Genomic DNA, 22,400 nt, shown 5'->3' with positions numbered 1-22,400 from the left:
GCGGATACTGACATAATTACAGTAGTATTGACCAGGTGGTGAGGGTATGTGGTAGACGATTTTGCAGCAGAAGGCGCACTGGCGCAGGCGATCCCCGGTTTCCGGCCGCGTGAACCTCAGCGCGAGATGGCAGCGGCAGTGGCACATGCCATTGACAGTAAAAGTGAGCTGGTGGTCGAGGCGGGCACCGGCACGGGGAAAACCTACGCCTACCTTGCTCCGGCGCTGCGTTCCGGTAAAAAAGTCATTGTGTCAACCGGCTCCAAAGCCCTGCAGGATCAGCTCTACAGCCGCGATCTGCCGACGGTGGCGAAGGCGCTGAAATTCAAAGGCAGCATGGCCCTGCTGAAAGGGCGATCGAACTACCTTTGCCTTGAGCGGCTTGAACAGCAGTCGATGGCCGGTGGTGAACTGGCGGTACAGGCGATGAGCGATCTGGTTCATCTGCGTGGCTGGTCGAATGAAACGGTCGATGGCGATATCAGCACCTGCGGTGGGGTGGCTGAAGACAGTCCGATCTGGCCGCTGGTGACCAGCACCAATGATAACTGTCTGGGTAGCGACTGCCCGCTGTACAAAGACTGTTTTGTGGTGAAGGCACGGCGTAAAGCAATGGATGCCGACGTGGTGGTAGTGAACCATCACCTTTTTCTTGCTGATATGGTCGTTAAAGAGAGCGGCTTTGCTGAGCTGATCCCCGACGCTGACGTGATGATCTTCGATGAAGCGCATCAGGTTCCGGATATTGCCAGCCAGTATTTTGGCCAGCAGCTCTCCAGCAGACAACTGCTCGACCTGGCGAAAGATATCACCATTGCTTACCGCACCGAGGTGCGTGATATGCAGCAACTGCAAAAATCGGCGGATCGGCTGGCGCAAAGCGCCCAGGATTTCCGCCTGTCGTTAGGGGATCCTGGTTTTCGCGGCAATCTGCGTGAGCTGTTGAGTAACCCGCAGATCCAGCGCGCACTGCTGCTGCTCGATGACGCACTGGAGCTGTGCTACGACGTGGCGAAACTCTCGCTGGGCCGTTCTGCGCTGCTGGATGCGGCTTTTGAGCGGGCGGCCCTGTATCGCGGACGGCTTAAGCGGCTGAAAGACACGACCCAGCCAGGTTTCAGCTACTGGTATGAGTGCAACGCCCGCAACTTTGTGCTGGCACTGACGCCGCTGTCCGTCTCCGATCGTTTTCGCGAGGTGATGGATGAGCGCCCGGCGAGCTGGATCTTTACCTCCGCCACCCTCGCGGTCAACGAACAGATGACTCACTTTGTGGAGCGCCTGGGGGTGAATAAAGCGGAAACGCTGATCCTCAACAGCCCCTTTGACTTTGCCCGTCAGGCCCTGCTGTGTGTGCCAAGGAATCTGCCGTCACCTAACCAGCCGGGGGGCGCCCGACAGCTGGCCAGAATGATGCGTCCGCTGATTGAAGCCAATAACGGTGGCTGTTTCTTTCTGTGCACCTCCCATCAGGTGATGCGTGAACTGGCCGCTGAGTTCAGGGCCACGATGACACTGCCGGTGCTGCTACAGGGAGAAACCAGTAAGGGGCAAATCCTTAAACAATTCGTGGCGGCGGGTAATGCGCTGCTGGTAGCGACTAACAGTTTTTGGGAAGGGGTGGACGTGCGCGGTGATGCGCTGTCGCTGGTTATCATTGATAAACTGCCGTTCACATCGCCCGAGGATCCGCTGCTGAAAGCCCGTATGGAAGACTGTAAGGTTCGCGGCGGTGAACCTTTTGATGACGTCCAACTGCCCGATGCGGTCATTGCGCTCAAGCAGGGCGTCGGACGTCTGATCCGTGACGTGGACGATCGCGGCGTGCTGGTCATCTGTGATAACCGGCTGGTGATGCGACCCTACGGCGCGGTGTTTGTTAACAGCCTGCCGCCCACGCCCCGCACGCGTGACCTGCAGAAGGCAATAGACTTTCTGCAAAATACCGGCGGCAGTAATCATTCCGACGGTGATGTGCTATGATGCGCGCCGAAAATTTTCTCCCCTGAGGTTGTTATGTCCACGCGAATTTTAGCCATTGATACGGCCACGGAAGCCTGCTCGGTTGCCCTCCTGAATGACCAGCGCCAGCTGGCACATTTTGAACTCTGTGCGCGTGAACATACGCAACGTATTTTGCCGATGGTGCAGCAGATTTTACAGGAAGGCGACGTCACCCTGAACGATCTGGATGCGCTGGCCTTTGGCCGGGGGCCGGGAAGTTTTACCGGGGTCCGCATCGGCATTGGCATTGCGCAGGGCCTTTCACTGGGAGCCGGGTTACCGCTAATTGGCCTCTCCACACTGATGACCATGGCGCAAAGCGCGTGGCGACTGCACGGGGCGACCCGGGTGCTGGCTGCCATTGATGCGCGGATGGGCGAGGTTTACTGGGCCGAATATCAGCGCGACGGGCAGGGGAACTGGGTGGGTGAGGCGAGCGAAGCCGTGCTGAAACCCGAAGCGGCAGCCGCGCGGATGGCAGTCCTGAGCGGGGAGTGGACCTGCGTGGGGACGGGCTGGCAGGCCTGGCCGCTCATGGGGGAAAACAGTGGCCTGGTACTGACGCCTTCGGACGTGACGTTGCCCTGTGCGGAAGATATGCTGCCGCTGGCGCAGCAGGCGCTGGCCGCTGGCATGACCGTTGCGCCGGAACATGCGGAGCCAACCTACCTTCGTAACGAAGTGACATGGAAAAAATTACCCGGACGTGAGTAGTACAGAGCAACTATTTGAACCGGCAACAGTCGAAGTAGGATAACAACGTGGGAGCGTCTATGCGTCAATCCAGTGTCTGGCAGTGCAGCATTCTGTTTTTAGCGTCGCTGGTGTTAAGCGGCTGCGTCACCGTGCCCGACTCCATCAAGGGGCACTCGGAGACACCACAGCAGGATCTGGTGCGGGTGCTCAGTGCGCCTGAGGTGTTTACCGGCCAGGAGTCACGCTTTGGCGGTAAAGTGATCAAGGTGGATAATCGCAACGGGATGACCCGTCTGGAAATCGCCGCGATGCCGCTGGACGACGGGGCCAGGCCCATTCTGGGCTCACCGTCCATGGGCCGCATTTTTGCCGATGTGAATGGCTTTATCGACCCGGTCGACTTTAACCAGCAGATGGTCACTGTTGTTGGCACCATCAAAGGGACGGAAAAGGGTAAAATCGGTGAAGCCCGGTATCAGTTCCTGGTGATTAGCGTAACGGGTTATCAGCGCTGGCACATGACGCAGCAGATTGTGACCCCGCCTCAGCCTATCGATCCGTGGATCTGGTATGGCCCGGGATACGGACGTCACCGCGGCGGCTATTGGGGGCCGGCCCCCTGGGGCTTCTACAATACCGGCCCGGCACAGGTACAGACCATCCTTACCCAGTAAATCAAAAGTCAGACATTAATCGGCGGGTCCGCTGGATTTCAGCGGATCGGCCTTTTTTTTTGATCCTCTCCGGACGAGAGAAATTTAGTGATGGACTTCGCAACCTCAAAACAGAGACCTGAGCAAACTGGTACGCTGAGTTAAAATAATGTTAACAGATGCCGACTGGTCGAGGCTGCGATGACAACAAATAATAATTTTCGAGGTGATTCCTTGCATAAGGTTTGGTTAAACCGCTACCCCGCCGATGTTCCGGCTGAGATTAATCCCGATCGTTACGGCTCCTTAATTGACCTTTTCGAGCATGCAGCGCTCCGTTACGCGGCGCAAACCGCCTTTATTAACATGGGACAAAGCCTTTCCTTTCGCCAGCTGGACGAGCGCAGCCGGGCATTTGCTGCTTATCTGCAACAGGGCCTCGGGCTGAAGAAAGGCGACCGTGTGGCGCTGATGATGCCCAATCTGCTGCAATATCCCATCGCGCTGTTTGGCGTGCTTCGTGCCGGTATGATTGTGGTGAACGTCAATCCGCTCTATACACCACGCGAACTTGAGCATCAGCTAAACGACAGCGGGGCCAGTGCGATTGTCATTGTCTCCAACTTTGCCCATACGCTGGAAAAAGTGGTGGCTAAAACTGCAGTAAAACACGTTGTCCTGACCCGCCTTGGCGACCAGCTCTCTCCCGCGAAGGGCACGCTGGTGAACTTCGTGGTGAAATATATTAAGAAGATGGTACCGAAATATTATCTGCCCGGTGCCATTTCCTTTCGTCAGGTGCTGCAAAACGGCGCGCAGATGACCTACACCCGACCGGAGATCCTGAACGAGGATGTCGCTTTTCTGCAATATACCGGCGGCACCACTGGCGTTGCGAAAGGCGCCATGCTTACCCACCGTAATATGCAGGCGAATCTTGAACAGACCAAAGCCACCTACGGCTCTCTGTTAAAGGCGGGAGAAGAGACCGTGGTGACGGCACTGCCGCTTTACCATATTTTTGCCCTGACCGTGAACTGCCTGCTGTTTATTGAGCTGGGCGGCGCGAATCTGTTGATCACTAATCCGCGTGATATTCCAGGCCTGGTCAAAGAGTTGAGCAAGTATCCCTTTACCGCGATTACCGGCGTTAACACGTTGTTTAACGCGCTGCTGAATGATGAGGGGTTCAACAAGCTGGATTTCTCAACGCTGACGCTGTCAGCCGGGGGGGGAATGGCGGTGCAAAAAGCCGTGGCGGAACGCTGGGAAAAACTTACCGGCCATTATCTGCTGGAAGGCTACGGCCTGACCGAGTGCTCGCCGCTGGTATCGGTCAACCCTTATGATATTCAGTGCCACAACGGCAGCATCGGGCTGCCGGTACCTTCGACGGATATTATGCTGGTCGATGATGAAGGTAACGAGATGCCCGAGGGAGAACCCGGTGAGCTCTGTATTAAAGGGCCACAGGTGATGGCGGGTTACTGGCAACGACAGGATGCGACGGAGGAAGTTTTAAAAAATGGATGGCTTCGTAGCGGTGATATTGTTACCGTTGACCACGAAGGTTTCCTGCGCATTATCGATCGCAAAAAAGATATGATTCTGGTCTCCGGGTTTAATGTTTATCCTAACGAGATTGAAGATGTCCTGATGCTGCATCCGAAAGTCCGTGAAGCCGCCGCGATCGGCGTGCCGAATGACGCGGCGGGTGAGACAGTGAAGATTTGTGTCGTGAAGAAAGACGACTCACTGACCAAAGACGAGCTGATCGCCCACTGTAAACGTCATCTGACAGGGTATAAAATCCCCCGAATTGTTGAATTTCGGGACGAGCTGCCGAAGACGAACGTCGGTAAAATCCTGCGCCGCGAACTGCGCGAGGAAGCGATGAAAACACCACAGCCGTCCGTCTGACAACGGCTGTTTTACCGATAACGAATCATGCCGGGCTACCCGGCATTTTTATTGCGCACTGACCACTGACCGCAGGCCTGTCTGCCCGCGGCGAGAGAACGCTATTTTGAATTACATGATGATCACCACCAATGAAGCGCTGGCCGACGTGTGCCAGCGTGCCCGTCAGGTTTCCGCGCTGGCGCTGGACACTGAATTTGTTCGTACCCGCACCTATTATCCTCGCCTGGGCCTGATCCAGCTGTTTGACGGGGAAACCATCTCTCTGATTGACCCGCTGCCGATCACAGACTGGACGCCGTTTCGCGATCTTTTGCTGGATCAGCAAATCGTCAAGTATCTTCATGCGGGAAGCGAAGACCTGGAAGTGTTCCAGCACGAGTTTGGCGTCCTGCCGCAGCCGATGATTGATACCCAGATCCTTGCGGCGTTCAGCGGTCGTCCGCTGTCCTGTGGCTTTGCGACCATCGTTGAGTCTTTTACCGGCATCGCACTGGATAAGAGCGAGTCACGCACGGACTGGCTGGCGCGTCCGTTAACGGAAAAGCAGTGCGTCTATGCGGCCGCAGATGTGTTCTATTTGCTGCCCGTAGCGGAAAAGCTGATGGCGGAAACCGAAGCGGCAGGGCAGATGGCCGCCGCACTTGATGAGTGCCGACTGCTGTGCCAGCGTCGTACCACGGTGACAGACCCGCAGGAGGCGTATCGCGATATTACCAATGCCTGGCAACTGCGTCCCCGTCAGCTTGCCGCACTGCGCCTGCTGGCGGCCTGGCGTCTGACGCTGGCCCGTGAGAAGGACATGGCGGTTAATTTTGTCGTACGTGAAGAAAACCTGTGGAAGGTGGCACGCTATATGCCGGGTTCTCTGGGTGAACTGGACCACCTGGGTCTGCCAGGGCAGGAGATTCGTTTCCATGGGAAAGCGATGGTGGCCATGGTGGCCGAAGCCAGTGCAATGGCTGAGGATCGGCTGCCCGAGCCGGTGCCAAACCTGATCGATTATCCCCATTACAAACAGGTTTTCAAAAGTCTGAAGGCGCTGGTGGCAGAAACGGCAGAAAAGCACGGCGTCAGCCAGGAACTGCTGGCATCACGTCGTCAGATTAATCAGTTGCTGAACTGGCACTGGAAGCTGAAGCCACAAGCGGGTAAACCGGAACTGGTAGATGGCTGGCGTGGGGCACTCTTGGGAGAGGGCATCGCTGCACTGTTAGCGGCGGAGTAGGCCTGCAATTTTCCCCTGCAATAGCAGGGGAAAATCATGAGCAGGAGAAGATCATTTCGGTGTTTCTTCCGTTTCCGTTTCCGGCAACGTCACGTTCAGTTCGAGAATAGAAATATCGTCATCTTTTTGATCCAGCTTAACGCTCAGCATCTCCGGATCAATTTTCACGTATTTACAGATTACTTCCAGAATGTCCCTTTTCAACTGTGGCAGATAGTGGGGCTCGCTATCGCCCCTCCTGCGTTCCGCCACGATAATCTGTAGCCGTTCCTTGGCAATGTTGGCTGTGCTCTTTTTTCGGGATAAAAAGAAATCGAGTAAGGCCATGGTTTATCCCCCAAACAGGCGTTTCAGGAAACCCTTCTTCTCTTCTTCAATGAAGCGGAAGGGGCGTTCTTCACCGAGCAGACGGTCAACGGTATCAGCATAGGCTTTACCAGCGTCAGATTCGGCATCCAGGATCACAGGCTCACCCTGGTTCGAGGCACGTAATACTGACTGGTCTTCCGGGATCACGCCTGCCAGAGGGATACGCAGAATTTCCAGTACGTCCTCCATGCTTAACATGTCACCACGGTTAACGCGGCCCGGGTTGTAGCGGGTCAGCAGCAGGTGTTCTTTAATTGCATCCTGGCCTCGTTCCGCGCGGCGTGACTTGGAAGAGAGAATGCCAAGGATACGGTCGGAGTCACGTACGGAGGAGACTTCCGGGTTGGTGGTAATGATCGCTTCATCGGCAAAATACAGCGCCATCAGCGCGCCCGTTTCGATCCCGGCCGGGGAGTCACAGACGATGAACTCAAAGTCCATGGTCGCCAGATCATCCAGCACTTTTTCAACGCCCTCACGGGTCAGCGCATCTTTATCCCGAGTCTGGGAAGCCGGAAGGATAAACAGGTTCTCCGTACGCTTATCTTTAATCAGCGCCTGATTCAGCGTGGCATCACCCTGAATGACGTTAACGAAGTCATACACTACGCGGCGTTCACAACCCATAATCAGGTCAAGATTACGCAGGCCGATATCAAAGTCGATAACGACGGTTTTTTTACCTTTCTGCGCTAAGCCGGTAGCGATGGCCGCGCTGGACGTGGTTTTCCCAACGCCTCCCTTACCCGATGTAACAACAATAATGCGTGCCATATAATAATTTCCTTAAGAAAAGAAAGGGCTCGAGAGCCTGGCTCAGTTCAGTGTTTGTATAGTCAATGCGCCGTCTTTGAGACAAAGACGCGACGCTTTTCCAAAAAATTCAGCAGGAATCTGATCCATCAGCCAGTAGTTTCCGGCAATGGAGACCAACTCTGCAGATAAACTGGTGCAAAATATCTGGCAGTTTTTATCGCCTGAAGCACCCGCCAGAGCGCGACCGCGCATCATGCCATAGATGTGGATGTTACCGTCTGCAATCAGTTCGGCACCTGCGCTCACGCTGCTGGTGACAATCAGATCGCAGTTTTTTGCATAAATTTGCTGTCCGGAACGGACCGGGGAAGCGATAAGCCGGGTTTTCGTAGCGGGCTGTTCAAAGGGAATAGCCACGGGCTTTAACTCGGCGTTGCGCTTTTGTTCTTTTCCTTCATTTAAAACGGGCAGCCCGGAGCGCGAAATCATCCGCTTTAACTGTTCATCTTTGCAGCCGCTGATGCCAACAATGTGCAAACCCGCTGAGACTATCGCCTGCTGCATCTGGCGCCAGTTAACATCGCTGGTTAACGAGGAAACGTTGATCACCACCGGGGCATTTTTCAAAAATGCCGGGGCCTGACTGACCTTTTCCTCGATAGCTTTACGCACGATTTCAGGATCGGTGTGATGCAAATGAACGACCGACAGCGTAAAACTGCTGCCCTTTAACTCGATTGGCGATTGTGACATCTGTCCCGCTCAGTCCTGTTATTTCCTGTCCCGGCTAAATCAGCACCACTTTCAGGTGCTTAATCAAGACAGGCAATATTCCGAAGTTCTGCAAGCATGTTATAGTTACTGTAATATTCAGGCAAGTGACCATCCCTGTTAATTCGAGTAAAAAATATGTTTTGTGTGATCTACAGAAGTCCCCAGCGCGACCAGACTTATCTCTATGTTGAAAAAAAAGACGATTTCTCTCGCGTGCCGGAGGCGCTGCTCAAGGGCTTTGGTAAACCTAAGCTTGCTATGGTGTTGCCACTGGACGGGAGTAAGAAGCTGGTAGGGGCAGATATTGAGAAAGTGAAAACAGCGCTGCGTGAAGACGGTTTTTATTTACAACTTCCGCCTCCACTCGAAAGTCTGCTTAAGACACATCTTAACGATGTAAAAAAAGATTAATTCGGAATCATCTGCAAATATATCTCCACGCGTCAGCATTCGTTTTTATTATAAATGCCGGTGGAGATAGCGATAAAAGGATGCCCGCATGAAGCCGTTAGCCCTGAAGTTCCTCGTATGTTCTGTGATGGTGGCAGTCAGCCCTTTCAGCCAAGCCAGTTTTCTCAACCCGCCCGGCAGTACCGCCTCTTCTGGCACTACGCTGGCAGAGCAGGGGCGCGATCCCGCTCAGTTTCCTGCCTATGTGCTACAGCTCAAAGAGCAGGCCCGGCAGCAGGGTTTCGATCAGGCGACCATCGACACGGCGTTTGACGGCATACATTTTGTCGACCGGGTGATTAAATCAGACCGTGGCCAGCTTGAGAATAAGGTGACACTGGATGATTATCTTGCCAGGGTGCTGACCCCGGAAAAAATTGCCCAGGGCCGGGAGTACCGGCAACAGTATCAGAATGCCCTGCAGCCTATCGCTTCTGCATCAGGGGTACAGTCGCAGTATATCGTTGCCCTGTGGGCGCTGGAGAGCCACTTCGGCAAGATACAGGGTAAAGAAGAGGTGGTGTCTGCGCTGGCCACGCTGGCGTTTGAAGGGCGGCGTGAAGCGTTTTTCACTAAAGAATTAATGGCCGCCGTGCGTATTATTCAACGTCAGCAGATCACCGCCGCTGATCTGAAAGGATCCTGGGCTGGCGCTATGGGGCAAAGCCAGTTCATGCCGAGCTCCTTCCTTAACTACGGTAAAGATGGCGATGGTGATGGCAAAATTGATATCTGGAACAACCTGGATGATGTTTTTGCTTCCATAGCTAACTATCTGCAACGGGAAGGCTGGCGTGCCGGGCAGGGTTGGGGGACTGAAGTCACGCTACCCGCAGAATTTGATACGCAGCAGACCGGGTTGAAAACCGGACAGGCGAAAACCCCGGGCCAGTGGCAGCAGATGGGGATTCAGGTCATCGATCCTGCAAAGAATAGGGCGCCAGGCGAACGGGCCTGGATTATCACCCCTCAGGATGGCGGCGGGCGTTCGTTCATGGTTTATGACAATTTCCGTACATTGATGCACTGGAATCGCTCATACTATTTCGCTATCAGTATTGGCATGATGGCAGACGCCATTGCCGCGCAGTAACATGACAATCAGCCATCGCTGCGATGGCATAATGCCAGCGCAGCCACGCTCACTCAGCAGAGGTAAAGCATGTATCAGCATCATAACTGGCAGGGTGCACTGTTAGATTTTCCGGTAAGTAAAGTGGTGTGTGTGGGCAGCAACTATGCTAACCATATCAAAGAAATGGGCAGCGCTACGCCGACAGAGCCGGTATTATTTATCAAGCCAGAGAGTGCCATCTGTGATATCCGCCAGCCACTCTCCATCCCTAAACATCTGGGTGCAGTACACCATGAAATTGAACTGGCGGTGCTGATCGGCTCCACGCTGAAACAGGCCACAGAGCAGCATGTCGCTCAGGCGATTGCTGGCTATGGTGTAGCGCTGGACTTAACCTTGCGCGATGTTCAGGCGGGTTGTAAAAAAGCCGGGCAGCCGTGGGAAAAAGCGAAAGCCTTTGATAACTCCTGCCCACTGTCAGGGTTTATTCCGCTCAGCGAATTTAAACAGAATCCGCAGAATGTGGAACTGAAACTGACGGTGAATGGAGAAGTACGCCAGCAGGGTTCAACGGCGGATATGATCCATAAAATTCTGCCACTCATCGCTTATATGAGCCAGTTCTTTACCCTGCGCGCGGGCGATGTGATCCTTACCGGCACCCCGGAAGGGGTGGGGCCAATGGTCTCAGGCGATCGCCTCGAAGTGTCGCTGGGCGGCCACGGTGTTGCGACCCGCGTACTATAAAGACCGCTGAAAACTTGCAACTGAAGCCCAAACCCTCTATAAGGGCGGGGCTTTTTACTTTTACCGGACACCCAACATGACTGAAACCCCTTTCTGGCAGCGGAAAACGCTGGAACAAATGAGCGACGAGGAATGGGAGTCCTTATGTGATGGCTGTGGCCAGTGTTGCCTGAATAAACTGCAGGATGCCGACACCGATGAGATCTACTTTACCAATGTCGCCTGCAATCAGCTGAATATTAAGACCTGTCAGTGCCGCAACTACGAAACCCGCTTCGAACTGGAAGAGGATTGCATCAAGCTGACGCGCGATAATTTGCCGACATTCCAGTGGCTACCGCCGAGCTGTGCTTATCGCGTGCTGGCTGAAGGGAAAACGCTACCGCCGTGGCACCCTCTGCGCAGCGGATCGCGTGCCGCGATGCATGCCGCACGTATCTCGGTGCGTCATATCGCCGTGCATGAAAGTGAAGTGGTTGACTGGGAGGAACACATTATTAACCGGCCACGCTGGTACGGTAAATAACCAGGCAGGACTGGAACTGGATGGGAAAGCTCCGCTGAGTCGGGGCTTTTTTTGTGCCCTTCATCGAAGGGCACAACAGGTGGGCGACCGCCCGTTTGTAGTGATTAACGAGAGAACAGATCGCGTCGTTTCGGCTTAAAGGGCTGACTGATCAGCACCAGTATCCCGATAACCAGATAGGCAGCCAGGATCCCCACCAGCCATTGCGGCATTCCCAGCGTCAGGAATGACCAGGACTTTTCAGCACAGTCACCACTGGCAACAAAGACCGATGGAAGCCATTTATCCAGAGGAAGCCAGGTCGGGAAGCGGGCGGCAAAATCACACGTGGCGAACGGTGACGGATGCAGCTGGATCATGGTGTGCTCCCATGCCAGCCGTACGCCTTGCCAGGCGCTGTAGAGCCAGATGAGGATAGCCACCCAGCGAAGCGGCGTCCTGGGGGCGATAGCACCCACAATGCCAGCACCCATAATGCCAAACAGGGCACAACGTTCATAAATACACATGACACAGGGTTTCAGCATCATGACATGCTGAAAGTAGAGCGCCGTCATCTCAAGTGCGAAGGCGGTCAGTGCCATCAGCAGCCATGCACCCCGGCCGCGAGAGCAGCTATTCAGATATCTCAACATTCGTCTGTCCGTCTAAAATAGAATAAACGGCAGTGTAAACGAAAAGCCGCCGCAATCCAGCCAGCACAGATAAAAAATTTAAGCAGGAAAATGACTTAAAATAATTCTGGTGAGAATAAATGTCGCTTTTCTTTGCTGTGACGAATGCCACAGAGGGGAGGGCCGAAACGATCGTCTGAAGGGCAGTAGAGATAGTCAGTTTTTTGCAGACGATCGGCTTTTCCCTCCCGGGTGAGCTAGGTGATGCCTGGGGCGTCTGGTATGATGAGCTGAATATTGAAGAAATGAACGCAACGGAAAAAGAACGCTATGGTCATTAAGGCGCAGAGCCCGGCGGGTTTCGCTGAAGAGTACATTATTGAAAGTATCTGGAACAGCCGTTTCCCTCCGGGGTCAATCTTACCTGCTGAACGTGAACTCTCCGAGCTGATAGGCGTCACCCGAACCACATTACGCGAAGTCTTACAGAGACTGGCACGTGACGGCTGGCTGACAATACAACACGGCAAGCCGACCCGGGTGAATAACTTCTGGGAGACCTCCGGGCTCAGTATTCTGGAAACCCTGGCCCGTCTCGATCATGACAGTGTGCCGCAACTGGTGGACAATCTGCTCTCCGTACGCACCAACATTTCCTCAATTTTTATCCGTCGTGCAATACGCACTTACCCGGATAAAGCGCGAGAGGTGCTGGAAACCGCCAATCACGTTGAAGATCATGCAGAGGCCTACACGCATCTGGATTACAACATTTTTCGTGGTCTGGCGTTCGCTTCAGGTAACCCCATTTACGGTTTGATCATTAACGGGCTAAAAGGGTTGTATACGCGCGTGGGCCGCCATTACTTCTCTAACCCGGAAGCACGCTCTCTGGCACAGGCTTTTTATCAGCAGCTTCTTTCTATCCTGCAGACGCAACAGCACGATAAAATTCTGGACAGTGTCCGCGATTATGGCCGCCGCAGCGGTGAAATCTGGCATTCCATGCAAACCAGTATGCCTACCGATCTCCCCCCTGCACGGCGTTAATTCGCGTCAGTGTTAACAGGGCCGCTCGTTATGACGATCGGCCCTTTTTTAGATCCCTCTAAACGGTATACGTCCCCGCCAATGACGATCAGATTGGCGTACCCGGACGAGGGGGGCAGCGATCAAGGATCTCAACGGTGCCATCATCATTCTGTTGTTCCAGAGTGATATCAAAACCCCACAACCGGTGCACATGCTTGAGGACTTCGCGGCGGCTCTTGTCCAGAGGCGCACGATGATGTGGCACGTAGCGAAGCGTCAGGGAACGATCGCCGCGCAGGTCGACATCATAAACCTGAATATTGGGTTCCAGATTGCTCAGATTATACTGGGCGGAAAGCTGCTGGCGTATCGCCCGGTATCCCGCCTCATCATGGATAGCGGCAATTTCCAGGAAGTTATTGCGGTCATCATCCAGCACGGTAAAGAGACGGAAGTCCCGCATCACTTTGGGGGACAGGAACTGGCTGATAAAGCTCTCGTCCTTGAACTCCTTCATGGCAAAATGCAGCGTATCCAGCCAGTCTGAACCGGCAATATCCGGGAACCAGTGGCGGTCTTCTTCCGTTGGCGCTTCGCAGATACGCTTGATATCCTGGAACATCGCAAAGCCGAGTGCATAAGGGTTAATACCGTTATACCACTGGCTGTTGTACGGCGGCTGAAATACCACATTGGTATGACTGTGCAGGAACTCCAGCATAAAGCGTTCAGACACTTTACCTTCATCGTAAAGATGATTCAGGATAGTGTAGTGCCAGAAAGTGGCCCAGCCTTCATTCATCACCTGGGTCTGTTTCTGCGGGTAAAAATACTGGCTGACCTTCCTGACAATACGGAGGCACTCACGCTGCCAGGGCTCCAGCAACGGGGCATTTTTTTCCATAAAATACAGCAAATTCTCCTGCGGCTCGGCAGGATAGCGCGCGCTGGCAGAGTGAATCTCCTCGCGCTCACGGCGCGGCAGGGTACGCCACAACATATTGACCTGGCTTTGCAGGTACTCCTCGCGGCTCTTCTGCCGGGCTTTCTCTTCCTGCAGAGAGATTTTCTGTGGACGTTTGTAGCGGTCAACGCCGTAGTTCATTAACGCATGGCAGGAGTCCAGCAGACGCTCGACATTCTCCACGCCGTAACGCTCTTCACACTCGGTGATGTAATTGCGCGCAAAAATCAGGTAATCAACAATAGAGCTGGCGTCTGTCCAGCTGCGAAACAGATAATTATTTTTGAAAAACGAGTTGTGACCGTAACAGGCGTGGGCCATCACCAGCGCCTGCATGGTCATCGTGTTTTCTTCCATGAGATAGGCGATACAGGGATTGGAGTTAATGACAATTTCATATGCCAGCCCCTGCTGACCATGCTTGTAACGCTGTTCGGTTTCGATAAATTTCTTACCAAACGACCAGTGTGCATAGTTGATGGGCATCCCTACACTGGAGTAGGCATCCATCATTTGTTCAGAGGTAATGACCTCTATCTGATGAGGATAGGTATCCAGTCGGTAAGATTTTGCGACGCGGTCAATCTCGCTGAGATATACGTCAAGCAGGTCGAAGGTCCAGTCTGGTCCATCATCGAGGCGTTTGCTGTCCTTAATCGGAACGTCAAAGATCGTGGTCATAGCGCACTCCTTTTTATAAAACCGGATTATCCTGCTGCAGAATGTCCGTTTTCATCTCGACCTGTCCGTACGCCAGCGGCGCGGATAAGCCTGGAATTAAAGCCAATATCTCAATGATAGTTCACTGTCTCTTATCCCTCTCGTTAAAACAATTGAATTTTTCGGTATAAAATTCAGACGTGTTTAAAAAAATAATTTTACGTAATGATAAATTCAACCAGACGGCCTTTTTACAGCATAATATTCTGTTTATAATCTAATGTTATGGCAGGGCGTGTTTGTGCTGGTGCTTGATGGATTATGCTATTTAAAAAAAATTATCTGCTTTTAAAGGGCTAAAATCAGTTTCATCAGCTGAAGTGGGAGCGGCATCTTGTTTTTAATCGGCTTTAAGGTGAAGAATGTGTGAAATATGTCAGCGTAATGTGAAAAGATGATGGCGGTCTTTTACTCCGCTTGCGTGCGTAAAATCCAGTGAATAATTCTATAATGGCTCCCTGAGAGGTGGTTATGAAAGTGGTGATTTTGGGTAGTGGGGTCGTGGGCGTGGCTAGCGCCTGGTATCTGGCGCAGGCGGGACATGAAGTGACAGTTATCGATCGCCAGCCCGCCGCTGCGCTGGAAACCAGCGCGGCCAACGCCGGACAAATCTCACCAGGGTATGCCGCCCCCTGGGCGGCCCCGGGTGTGCCATTGAAAGCCGTAAAATGGATGTTTCAGCGTCATGCTCCCCTCGCCATCCGCCTGGACGGCAGCCGATTCCAGCTGGCGTGGATGTGGCAGATGTTGCGCAACTGCGATATGTCCCATTACCAGTTAAATAAAAGCCGTATGGTGCGCATTGCAGAATACAGCCGCGACTGCCTGAAAACACTGCGTCAGGAAACCGGCATCGCCTATGAGGGGCGGCAGGGCGGCACGCTGCAACTGTTCCGCACTGCCCAGCAGTATGAGAGTGCGGCGAAGGATATCGCCGTACTGAAAGAGGCAGGAGTGCCCTATGAACTGCTGGAGGCGGCACAGTTGCGACAGGCCGAACCGGCGCTGGCGACCACTCAGCATAAGCTGACCGGCGGCCTGCGATTACCGAATGATGAAACCGGAGACTGCCAGCTCTTCACCCAGCGTCTGGCAGCCATGGCGGCGGAGGCGGGAGTGACTTTCCGTTACAACACTACAGTGGATGCTCTGGAACAGGAGGGGAATCGTATCACCGGCGTCAGATGTGGCAGCGAACGGATCACTGCTGACGCCTACGTTGTGGCCTTTGGTTCATTTTCGACGGCGCTGCTCGACGGGATAGTGAACGTGCCGGTTTATCCTTTAAAAGGGTACTCTTTGACGATCCCAATAAAGGATGCCGATGCTGCACCGGTTTCTACCGTGCTGGATGAAACCTACAAAGTCGCCATCACCCGATTTGATGACCGTATCCGCGTGGGGGGTATGGCCGAAATCGTCGGTTTTAATACCCGGCTGTTACCTGCACGGCGTCAGACACTGGAGATGGTGGTCGGCGATCTTTTTCCCCAGGGCGGCAGCATTGAGCAGACGACGTTCTGGAGCGGTTTACGTCCTATGACGCCGGATGGGACCCCTGTTGTAGGGCGTACCCCATTGAAAAACCTGTTCCTTAATACCGGTCATGGTACTCTTGGCTGGACGATGGCCTGCGGTTCAGGGCAGCTTCTGGCGGATATTATTTCCGGTGTGACTCCGGCGATTTCTGCTGATGATTTGTCCGTGATGCGCTACCTGCCCGGGTTTATTCCAACCCCGGCGCGCACGCTGCACAGTGCCAACGTTCGTTAACCTATTGCATTGTTATACAAGGAGAGGGTATGGCTCGTCCGATTGTCGCAACGATTAACCGCGCCGCGTTGCGGCAAAATCTGTCAGTAGCGCGTCAGGCTGCGGGCCGTTCACGCCTGTGGTCAGTCGTGAAAGCTAATGCCTATGGGCATGGAATTGACCGCGTCTGGCAGAGTCTGGCGGAAACGGATGGTTTCGCCCTGTTAAATCTTGAAGAGGCGATCCTGCTGCGGGAGGGCGGCTGGAAAAAGCCGATCCTCCTGCTGGAGGGATTCTTCCATCCTGAAGACCTGACGATTATCGATCGCTACCGCCTGACCACCAGTGTGCACAGTAACTGGCAGATTCAGGCACTGGCGAAAGCCAGCCTCTCTGCCCCTGTGGATATCTATCTGAAAATGAACAGTGGGATGAACCGACTGGGCTTTCAGCCCGGCCAGGTACACAACGCCTGGCAGAAGCTGCATTCGCTCGATAACGTCGGTGAGATGACGCTGATGGCCCATTTTGCAGAAGCAGAAACGGCGGAAGGCATTGCCGAACCGGTCAGGCGTATTAATGAGGCGTCCGAAGGCCTGAACTGTCCACGTTCACTGGCCAATTCTGCCGCCACGCTGTGGCATCCTCACACCCACCACGACTGGGTTCGTCCGGGTATTATTCTTTATGGTGCCTCCCCAAGTGGGCAGTGGCAGGACATTGCCAGCAGCGGTCTGCAGCCGGTGATGACGTTGACGTCTGAGATCATCGGCATCCAGCAACTGACGGCCGGTAGTGGCGTCGGTTACGGTAGTCGCTATCGGGCAACGGCTGAGCAGCGTATCGGTGTGGTGGCCTGTGGTTATGCAGACGGCTATCCCCGGCATGCCCCCACCGGCACGCCAGTTTGGGTGGATGGGGTGCGAACACAGGTTGTGGGTGCCATTTCGATGGATATGATCACCGTTGACTTAACGCCATGCCCACAGGCGGGCATCGGCAGTCAGGTGGAGCTGTGGGGGCATAACGTGAAGATTGATGAGGTGGCTGCGGCATCCGGCACCGTAGGGTATGAGCTCATGTGCGCGCTCGCCCCCCGAGTGCCGGTGAAGGTTGTCTGATCTCAGAGCGCGGTCAGTGTACCGCGCACTTTTTTACTCATCCGCCATGCGGTCAGTGCCAGCAGGGCACCGGCCACCATCATCAGAGCCAGCGCAGATTTTTCTGCTATGGGCAGCGCCATAACCAGCAGCCCGGCGGCCGAACCGCCCGCCATTTGAATAAAGCCTGCCAGCGCCGAGGCGACGCCCGCCTGCTGCTGGTAAGGCTCCAGCGCATAGCTGGTCGCCGGCCCTACGGTAAAGGCCAGCCCCGCAACGGAGATGGCGACGGGCAGCATATACAGCGCCCAGTGCGTCTGTGCGGCGACAGGGAACAGCATCACTCCTGCCATTAATGTCACAGCCCCCAGCGTCATCGCCAGCGCACCTGTTGCCAGGCAGACAGGACGACCGAGTTTGCGGATCATCTTATTCACCAGTACGCTCACCAGCATGATCCAGAACCCGTTGGCCCCGAAGGCAATAGAGAACTGCAGTGCGCTGAGTTTCCCTTCGGTCATCAGCACCTGCGGGGCCAGGGAAACATAGGTCAGTACCATTCCGAGTGCCCCGGCGTTAGCAAAGGCGAAGGCAAGGAAGCGCGGCTGACGCAGGATCTGCCAGTACTGCCGAACCGGCAGGCTTTTCACCTTCTGTGTATCGGCAGGACGGGTTTCCGGCAGGAAAACGATCACCAGCAGGGTGATGAACAGCGCATAGCCGGTCAGAAACCAGAAATTCGCCCGCCAGCCGAACGCGCCGGCCAGCACGCCACCCAGTAAAGGGGCCAGCGCCGGAACGATATTCAGAGCACCGTTTAAAAAGCCATAGGCCCGTGCAGCTTCATCGCCATTAAGACGGTCGCGTACGCCGCTGAACGCCACGACGGCGGTACAGCATACGGCACAACCCTGAATGACGCGGGCGCTGAGGAACTGGGGCCAGCCGCTGGCCGTGGCCGCCAGCACGCTGCCCACGACGTACAGCAGCAGCCCCGTCAGCGCGACAGGTTTACGGCCAAGATTATCGACCAGCGGACCGGCAATAATCTGACCCAGACCCATCACCAGTAAAAACAGCGGGATGGTGGTCTGGATAGCAGAAACCGGCGTGTTCAGACCGACAGCGATATCGGGCAGCGTGGGCAGATAGAGATCAATACCCAGTGGCGCAAGCAGCACCAGGCTGAGGAGTAATAGTGTAAATTTTTGCATGGCAGGTGAGGCGTCCAGAGTAAAGCAAGCCGGACAGGGTAAAGATAACCGGCAGAAAAGAAAAGGGGAAAGTGATAAACGCGGGAGGGAAGGGTGTCAATCGTCATTGCCAGTGAAGGGCAATGACGATCGCAGAAGGAAAGTCGGTTGGTCGCCGGTTAATAGGCACCATCGCGGCGAAGCACCACCCCGGCGGTTTTAAACAGAATGGCAATATCTGTCCATAGCGCCCAGTTTTTGACATACCAGGAGTCGAAGTAAACCCGGGTATCATAATCGATATCATTGCGGCCACTGACCTGCCACAGTCCGGTCATGCCAGGTTTTGCCATCAGATAGTAATCAACATCCCCGGCGTACCGTTCCAGCTCCGCCTCAATCACCGGACGCGGCCCCACCAGACTCATTTCTCCGCGGATCACATTCCACAGCTGTGGCAGCTCGTCCAGGCTGGTCTTGCGCATAAACGAACCGATCTTTGTTACGCGGGGATCGTTCTTCAGTTTGAAGTCCTTATCCCATTCGGCCCGCGCCTCTTCGCTGGTGGCCAGCAGCGTTTCCAGCACTTCTTTGGAGTTCATCACCATCGATCGGAATTTAAGGCATTTAAACTTTTTACCGTCCTGGCCGACGCGCTCATGGCCGTAAATCGGGCTGCCGCCATCACGGCTGACCATCCAGCAGATCAGGCCAAAGGCCGGTGCCAGAAACAGCAGCAGTAAAGAGGCCACGATGACATCAAAGGTACGCTTGAGGAATCGCGACGAGCGTTTCGCCAGATTGTTGCTGACGCGCAGCAGCATCACTTCATGGCTGAAGATAAAGGACATGTCGGTGCCATACAGGGGAACGCCACGCAGGGTAGGCACTACTGAGACAGAACGACATTTTTTCTTCGACAGCAGCTTCAGCCATTTATCCCTACTGGCGCGCTGGTCGTTCTCCATGGCAACGATGAACTGGGTGTTATCCAGGTCGACGCTGTCCCAGACGATATCCTTATGGGTGATTACGGGAATGCCGTTGAACGACTCCGCGCTGTCCTTCTCCCCGGAAGCGGCGACAAACGCTTTAACGTCGTAGCCCAGCAGCTCTTCACTTTGCAGCGCCGCATAGGCTTCACGGGCATTTTTACCGGAACCAATGATAATCGTGTGTTTCTGCCACTGCCCGGCTTTCAGGATGGCATTCTTGACGCAGGAGCGCAGGAGGGGCACCAGGATTAAGGCATACAGCCAGGTGAAGCTCCATAACATGCGGGAAAAATCCCATTTGGAAAACGCAATCAGTGCCAGATCTAACAGTGAAAAAATGACCAGCGTTTTAATAATTTCTTTTAATTCAAACCAGAAAGGTTTGCGGTAAGTATAATGTCGCAGACGCATCCAGAACCAGGCGGTACATAATACCGACATCACGAACTGCGCAATAAAACGAATATCGACTTCCTGGGGCGGGATAAAAATATCCAGAGTGCCCCAAATACCCTGAAGTGTTGCAGCGGATAAAAACAGGGCCAGATTGATTGAGAGTAAATCTGAAAAACTTAACGCAACTTTCGCAATAACATTCTTACGTGTACCGCTAAACGTACGGCGGCTGTCGTTGAGTACCAGAGTACTTGCCATAATGCCTGCTCTCTTTTAATGAGAAATCAATAACCTGTCGAGGGCAATCCCCGTATCAAGGCGTCTCTACATTAACCCCTGTGGGTTTATCAGACTGACGTGATGTGGCCATTATCGTTACGGTTTCGGGGCAGCGAAGTGGTGGTTAAAGAGGGTGCCACGCTATTCCGCCGCATAATCAAGATTCGAGTATGCCGGAGTTATTTGTTTTAGGTAATACAGGATAATCCTAAAAGCAGGTGAAAAATCAAACAGCAGATTAATCTTAACCAGAACGTAATAAATAAAAATTATGACAGCGTGATAAATGAATAAAGGCGGATTGATGAATCTGATAAAAACATTGATAAATAGTCGGCTTTTAAGACTTTTTCTAAAGACCAGGCACCTCTGCCCGCTCACAGCGGGCAGAGGTGCGGAGGGGGTTATTCTTTCTCTTCCTGAACCTTGACGCCAATCTTCACAATTTCATTGGCTTCTTTTTCTGCCACCGTCCAGATCATGTTTTTCCACTCCACCTGGTCACCCACGACAGGCGCGCCACCAATCAGGCCCAGCACCAGCTGGCCCAGCGTCTGATGCGTGTCGGCGTCTTCATCCAGCTCAATACCGTAAATCTCTGAGACATCATGCAGGCGGGCATCGGCCTGCAAAATAAAGTCACCAAAGAAGCGCTGATCGAGTGAAACTGGCGGCAATTGACTGAAGAGCTTACCCAGCGCCGGGAGATCGCGCTCACGACCAATGACGCAAAGTACATCGTTCTCTCTCAGGCGTGTGCTGCCCGTTGGGTGCAACAGCAGGTTGTCACGGAACAGGGCAGCAATGCGCGTTTCCCGCGGCATCACGAGGTCGCGCAGCGCGGCACCCACACACCACTTATCCGCGCTGAGTTGATAAACAAACTGCTCCCACGGGTTTTCCGGGTGGATATCAAGGCCCACGCGTGAAATGGGCGAGGCCATCGGCGGCACCACCACGCGCGCCTTGCGCGCCGCCCAGCCCAATGAGGTTCCCTGTACCATCAGCGACACCAGCACAACGAAGAACGCGATATTAAAGAACAGTGAAGCATGGGGCAGCCCCGCCATCATCGGGAAGACCGCGAGGATGATCGGCACTGCACCACGAAGCCCGACCCAGCTGATGAATACCCTCTCGCGGATATTGAAGCCGCGAAACGGCAGCAGTCCGATCATCACGGACAGCGGGCGGGCAACCAGAATCAGGCAGAGCGACAGGAGGGTGGCAGGGATGGCGATATGCCAGAGGTCCGTCGGATTGACCAGCAGACCAAGAACCAGGAACATGCCAATCTGGCTCAGCCAGGCCATACCATCGAAGGTTTGCAGAATGCCATGCCGGTTGCGGATCGGCCGGTTGCCCAGTACGTAACCACAGAGATAAACGGCCAGGATACCGCTGCCTTCCAGTACGGTAGTCAGCGCAAACACCAGAATACCGCCGCTGACGGCGAGCAGAGGATAGAGGCCGCTCGCCAGAGAGACGCGGTTAATCAGCTGCAACAGGGCCCAGCCGCCGCCCAGACCGAGCACGATGCCCAGGCCAAACTGCTGCACCAGATGCACGACAAACATCCAGCTTAAGCCGCTTTCACCATTCTGAATCATCTCAATCAGGGTGATGGTGAGGAAGACAGCCATCGGGTCGTTGCTGCCGGACTCAATTTCCAGCGTGGCACTGACGCGCTCGTTCAGTCCTTTACCACCCAGCAGAGAAAATACCGCAGCGGCATCCGTGGAGCCGATAATGGCGCCAACCAGAAAACCGTTCATCAGATTGAGATCGAACAGCCAGGCCGCGGCCAGCCCGGTCAGACCGGCGGTGATCAGCACGCCCACCGTAGCCAGCGACAGTGCAGGACCTAACGCCACTTTGAAGGAGCTGGCCTGAGTACGCATCCCTCCATCCAGCAGGATCACGGCCAGCGCAAGGTTACTGATCAGATAGGCGGCGGGATAGTTATCAAATGCAATCCCGCCGATGCCATCAACACCGGCCAGCATGCCCAGCACCAGGAAGATCACCAGAATCGGAATGCCCAGCCGGGAGGAAAAGGAACTCAGGAGAATGCTCGACGCAACCAGCACAGAACCAATAATAAACAGACTATAAATCGCGCTGGCTTCCAAAAGGCACCTCTCCTGTGACGTGTAA

The 22,400-nt window shown here is 54.4% G+C and carries 20 protein-coding genes; 12 read left to right on the top strand and 8 right to left on the bottom strand.

The window, feature by feature from the left end; all coding sequences use genetic code 11:
* Positions 1-48 precede the first annotated feature (48 nt).
* The 5 genes from yoaA (at position 49) to rnd (ending at position 6,501) form a co-directional block, all read left to right on the top strand.
* The gene (gene yoaA, locus EPE01S_RS14020) at positions 49-1,983 is read left to right on the top strand and encodes a DNA repair helicase YoaA (RefSeq protein WP_062746184.1); all 1,935 of its coding nucleotides are present in this window, start codon (positions 49-51) and stop codon (positions 1,981-1,983) included.
* 33 nt (positions 1,984-2,016) lie between these two features.
* Positions 2,017-2,718: a tRNA (adenosine(37)-N6)-threonylcarbamoyltransferase complex dimerization subunit type 1 TsaB gene (tsaB, locus tag EPE01S_RS14015; protein WP_062746182.1), complete on the top strand. Its 702-nt coding sequence runs from the start codon at positions 2,017-2,019 to the stop codon at positions 2,716-2,718.
* Between the two features lie 59 nt (positions 2,719-2,777).
* Positions 2,778-3,374 (top strand): Slp family lipoprotein, encoded by a 597-nt coding sequence (locus tag EPE01S_RS14010; RefSeq protein WP_062746179.1) that lies wholly within the window; start codon positions 2,778-2,780, stop codon positions 3,372-3,374.
* A 213-nt stretch (positions 3,375-3,587) separates the two neighbouring features.
* The gene (gene fadD / locus EPE01S_RS14005) at positions 3,588-5,273 is read left to right on the top strand and encodes a long-chain-fatty-acid--CoA ligase FadD (protein WP_137269693.1); all 1,686 of its coding nucleotides are present in this window, start codon (positions 3,588-3,590) and stop codon (positions 5,271-5,273) included.
* Positions 5,274-5,391: 118 nt separating this feature from the next.
* Positions 5,392-6,501 (top strand): ribonuclease D, encoded by a 1,110-nt coding sequence (rnd, locus tag EPE01S_RS14000; protein WP_062746406.1) that lies wholly within the window; start codon positions 5,392-5,394, stop codon positions 6,499-6,501.
* A gap of 51 nt (positions 6,502-6,552) precedes the next feature.
* Here rnd and minE read toward each other — a convergent pair whose 3' ends face one another.
* From minE to minC, 3 genes are read right to left on the bottom strand one after another with little or no spacing between them, the layout of a single operon-like run.
* The gene (gene minE / locus EPE01S_RS13995; RefSeq protein ID WP_062746175.1) at positions 6,553-6,828 is read right to left on the bottom strand and encodes a cell division topological specificity factor MinE; all 276 of its coding nucleotides are present in this window, start codon (positions 6,826-6,828) and stop codon (positions 6,553-6,555) included.
* 3 nt (positions 6,829-6,831) lie between these two features.
* Positions 6,832-7,644 carry a septum site-determining protein MinD gene (gene minD / locus EPE01S_RS13990; protein WP_062746173.1) on the bottom strand — a complete coding sequence of 271 codons (813 nt, stop codon included), beginning with the start codon at positions 7,642-7,644 and terminating at the stop codon, positions 6,832-6,834.
* 42 nt (positions 7,645-7,686) lie between these two features.
* Positions 7,687-8,379 (bottom strand): septum site-determining protein MinC, encoded by a 693-nt coding sequence (gene minC, locus EPE01S_RS13985; RefSeq protein WP_062746171.1) that lies wholly within the window; start codon positions 8,377-8,379, stop codon positions 7,687-7,689.
* A gap of 156 nt (positions 8,380-8,535) precedes the next feature.
* Here minC and EPE01S_RS13980 point away from each other — a divergent pair, with 156 nt between their 5' ends.
* From EPE01S_RS13980 to ycgN, 4 genes are all read left to right on the top strand, one after another.
* Positions 8,536-8,811, top strand: coding sequence for a YcgL domain-containing protein (locus tag EPE01S_RS13980; RefSeq protein ID WP_062746169.1), 276 nt, complete (start codon positions 8,536-8,538; stop codon positions 8,809-8,811).
* Positions 8,812-8,899: 88 nt separating this feature from the next.
* On the top strand, positions 8,900-9,943 hold the full coding sequence (locus EPE01S_RS13975) for a lytic murein transglycosylase (protein WP_062746167.1): 1,044 nt from the start codon (positions 8,900-8,902) through the stop codon (positions 9,941-9,943).
* A 69-nt stretch (positions 9,944-10,012) separates the two neighbouring features.
* Complete coding sequence (locus tag EPE01S_RS13970) at positions 10,013-10,672, top strand: fumarylacetoacetate hydrolase family protein (protein WP_062746165.1); 660 nt, start codon at positions 10,013-10,015, stop codon at positions 10,670-10,672.
* Between the two features lie 76 nt (positions 10,673-10,748).
* Positions 10,749-11,198, top strand: coding sequence for a cysteine cluster protein YcgN (ycgN, locus tag EPE01S_RS13965; protein ID WP_048915888.1), 450 nt, complete (start codon positions 10,749-10,751; stop codon positions 11,196-11,198).
* Between the two features lie 104 nt (positions 11,199-11,302).
* On the opposite strand, the gene dsbB is transcribed toward ycgN, so the two are convergent.
* Positions 11,303-11,833, bottom strand: a complete 531-nt coding sequence (gene dsbB / locus EPE01S_RS13960) for a disulfide bond formation protein DsbB (RefSeq protein ID WP_062746163.1) — start codon at positions 11,831-11,833, stop codon at positions 11,303-11,305.
* Between the two features lie 309 nt (positions 11,834-12,142).
* On the opposite strand from dsbB, the gene fadR reads away from it, so the two are divergent.
* Positions 12,143-12,862, top strand: coding sequence for a fatty acid metabolism transcriptional regulator FadR (gene fadR, locus EPE01S_RS13955; RefSeq protein ID WP_062746161.1), 720 nt, complete (start codon positions 12,143-12,145; stop codon positions 12,860-12,862).
* Positions 12,863-12,950: 88 nt separating this feature from the next.
* Here fadR and EPE01S_RS13950 read toward each other — a convergent pair whose 3' ends face one another.
* Complete coding sequence (locus EPE01S_RS13950; RefSeq protein WP_062746159.1) at positions 12,951-14,489, bottom strand: SpoVR family protein; 1,539 nt, start codon at positions 14,487-14,489, stop codon at positions 12,951-12,953.
* 510 nt (positions 14,490-14,999) lie between these two features.
* Here EPE01S_RS13950 and EPE01S_RS13945 point away from each other — a divergent pair.
* The gene (locus EPE01S_RS13945; RefSeq protein ID WP_062746157.1) at positions 15,000-16,301 is read left to right on the top strand and encodes a D-amino acid dehydrogenase; all 1,302 of its coding nucleotides are present in this window, start codon (positions 15,000-15,002) and stop codon (positions 16,299-16,301) included.
* Between the two features lie 29 nt (positions 16,302-16,330).
* Positions 16,331-17,401 (top strand): catabolic alanine racemase DadX, encoded by a 1,071-nt coding sequence (gene dadX, locus EPE01S_RS13940; RefSeq protein WP_062746154.1) that lies wholly within the window; start codon positions 16,331-16,333, stop codon positions 17,399-17,401.
* Between the two features lie 2 nt (positions 17,402-17,403).
* Here the strand turns inward: dadX and EPE01S_RS13935 are convergent, their stop codons facing one another.
* From EPE01S_RS13935 to EPE01S_RS13925, 3 genes are all read right to left on the bottom strand, one after another.
* Positions 17,404-18,594, bottom strand: coding sequence for a multidrug effflux MFS transporter (locus EPE01S_RS13935; RefSeq protein ID WP_062746151.1), 1,191 nt, complete (start codon positions 18,592-18,594; stop codon positions 17,404-17,406).
* Positions 18,595-18,752: 158 nt separating this feature from the next.
* Positions 18,753-20,222 (bottom strand): undecaprenyl-phosphate galactose phosphotransferase WbaP, encoded by a 1,470-nt coding sequence (wbaP, locus tag EPE01S_RS13930; RefSeq protein ID WP_062746149.1) that lies wholly within the window; start codon positions 20,220-20,222, stop codon positions 18,753-18,755.
* A gap of 425 nt (positions 20,223-20,647) precedes the next feature.
* Positions 20,648-22,375 (bottom strand): potassium/proton antiporter, encoded by a 1,728-nt coding sequence (locus EPE01S_RS13925; protein WP_062746147.1) that lies wholly within the window; start codon positions 22,373-22,375, stop codon positions 20,648-20,650.
* Positions 22,376-22,400 lie beyond the last annotated feature (25 nt).

Source organism: Erwinia persicina NBRC 102418, from assembly GCF_001571305.1.
Classification (GTDB): domain Bacteria; phylum Pseudomonadota; class Gammaproteobacteria; order Enterobacterales; family Enterobacteriaceae; genus Erwinia; species Erwinia persicina.
The sequence above is the reverse complement of the archived record's forward strand: the minus strand, read 5'-3'. Positions and strand labels throughout refer to the sequence as shown.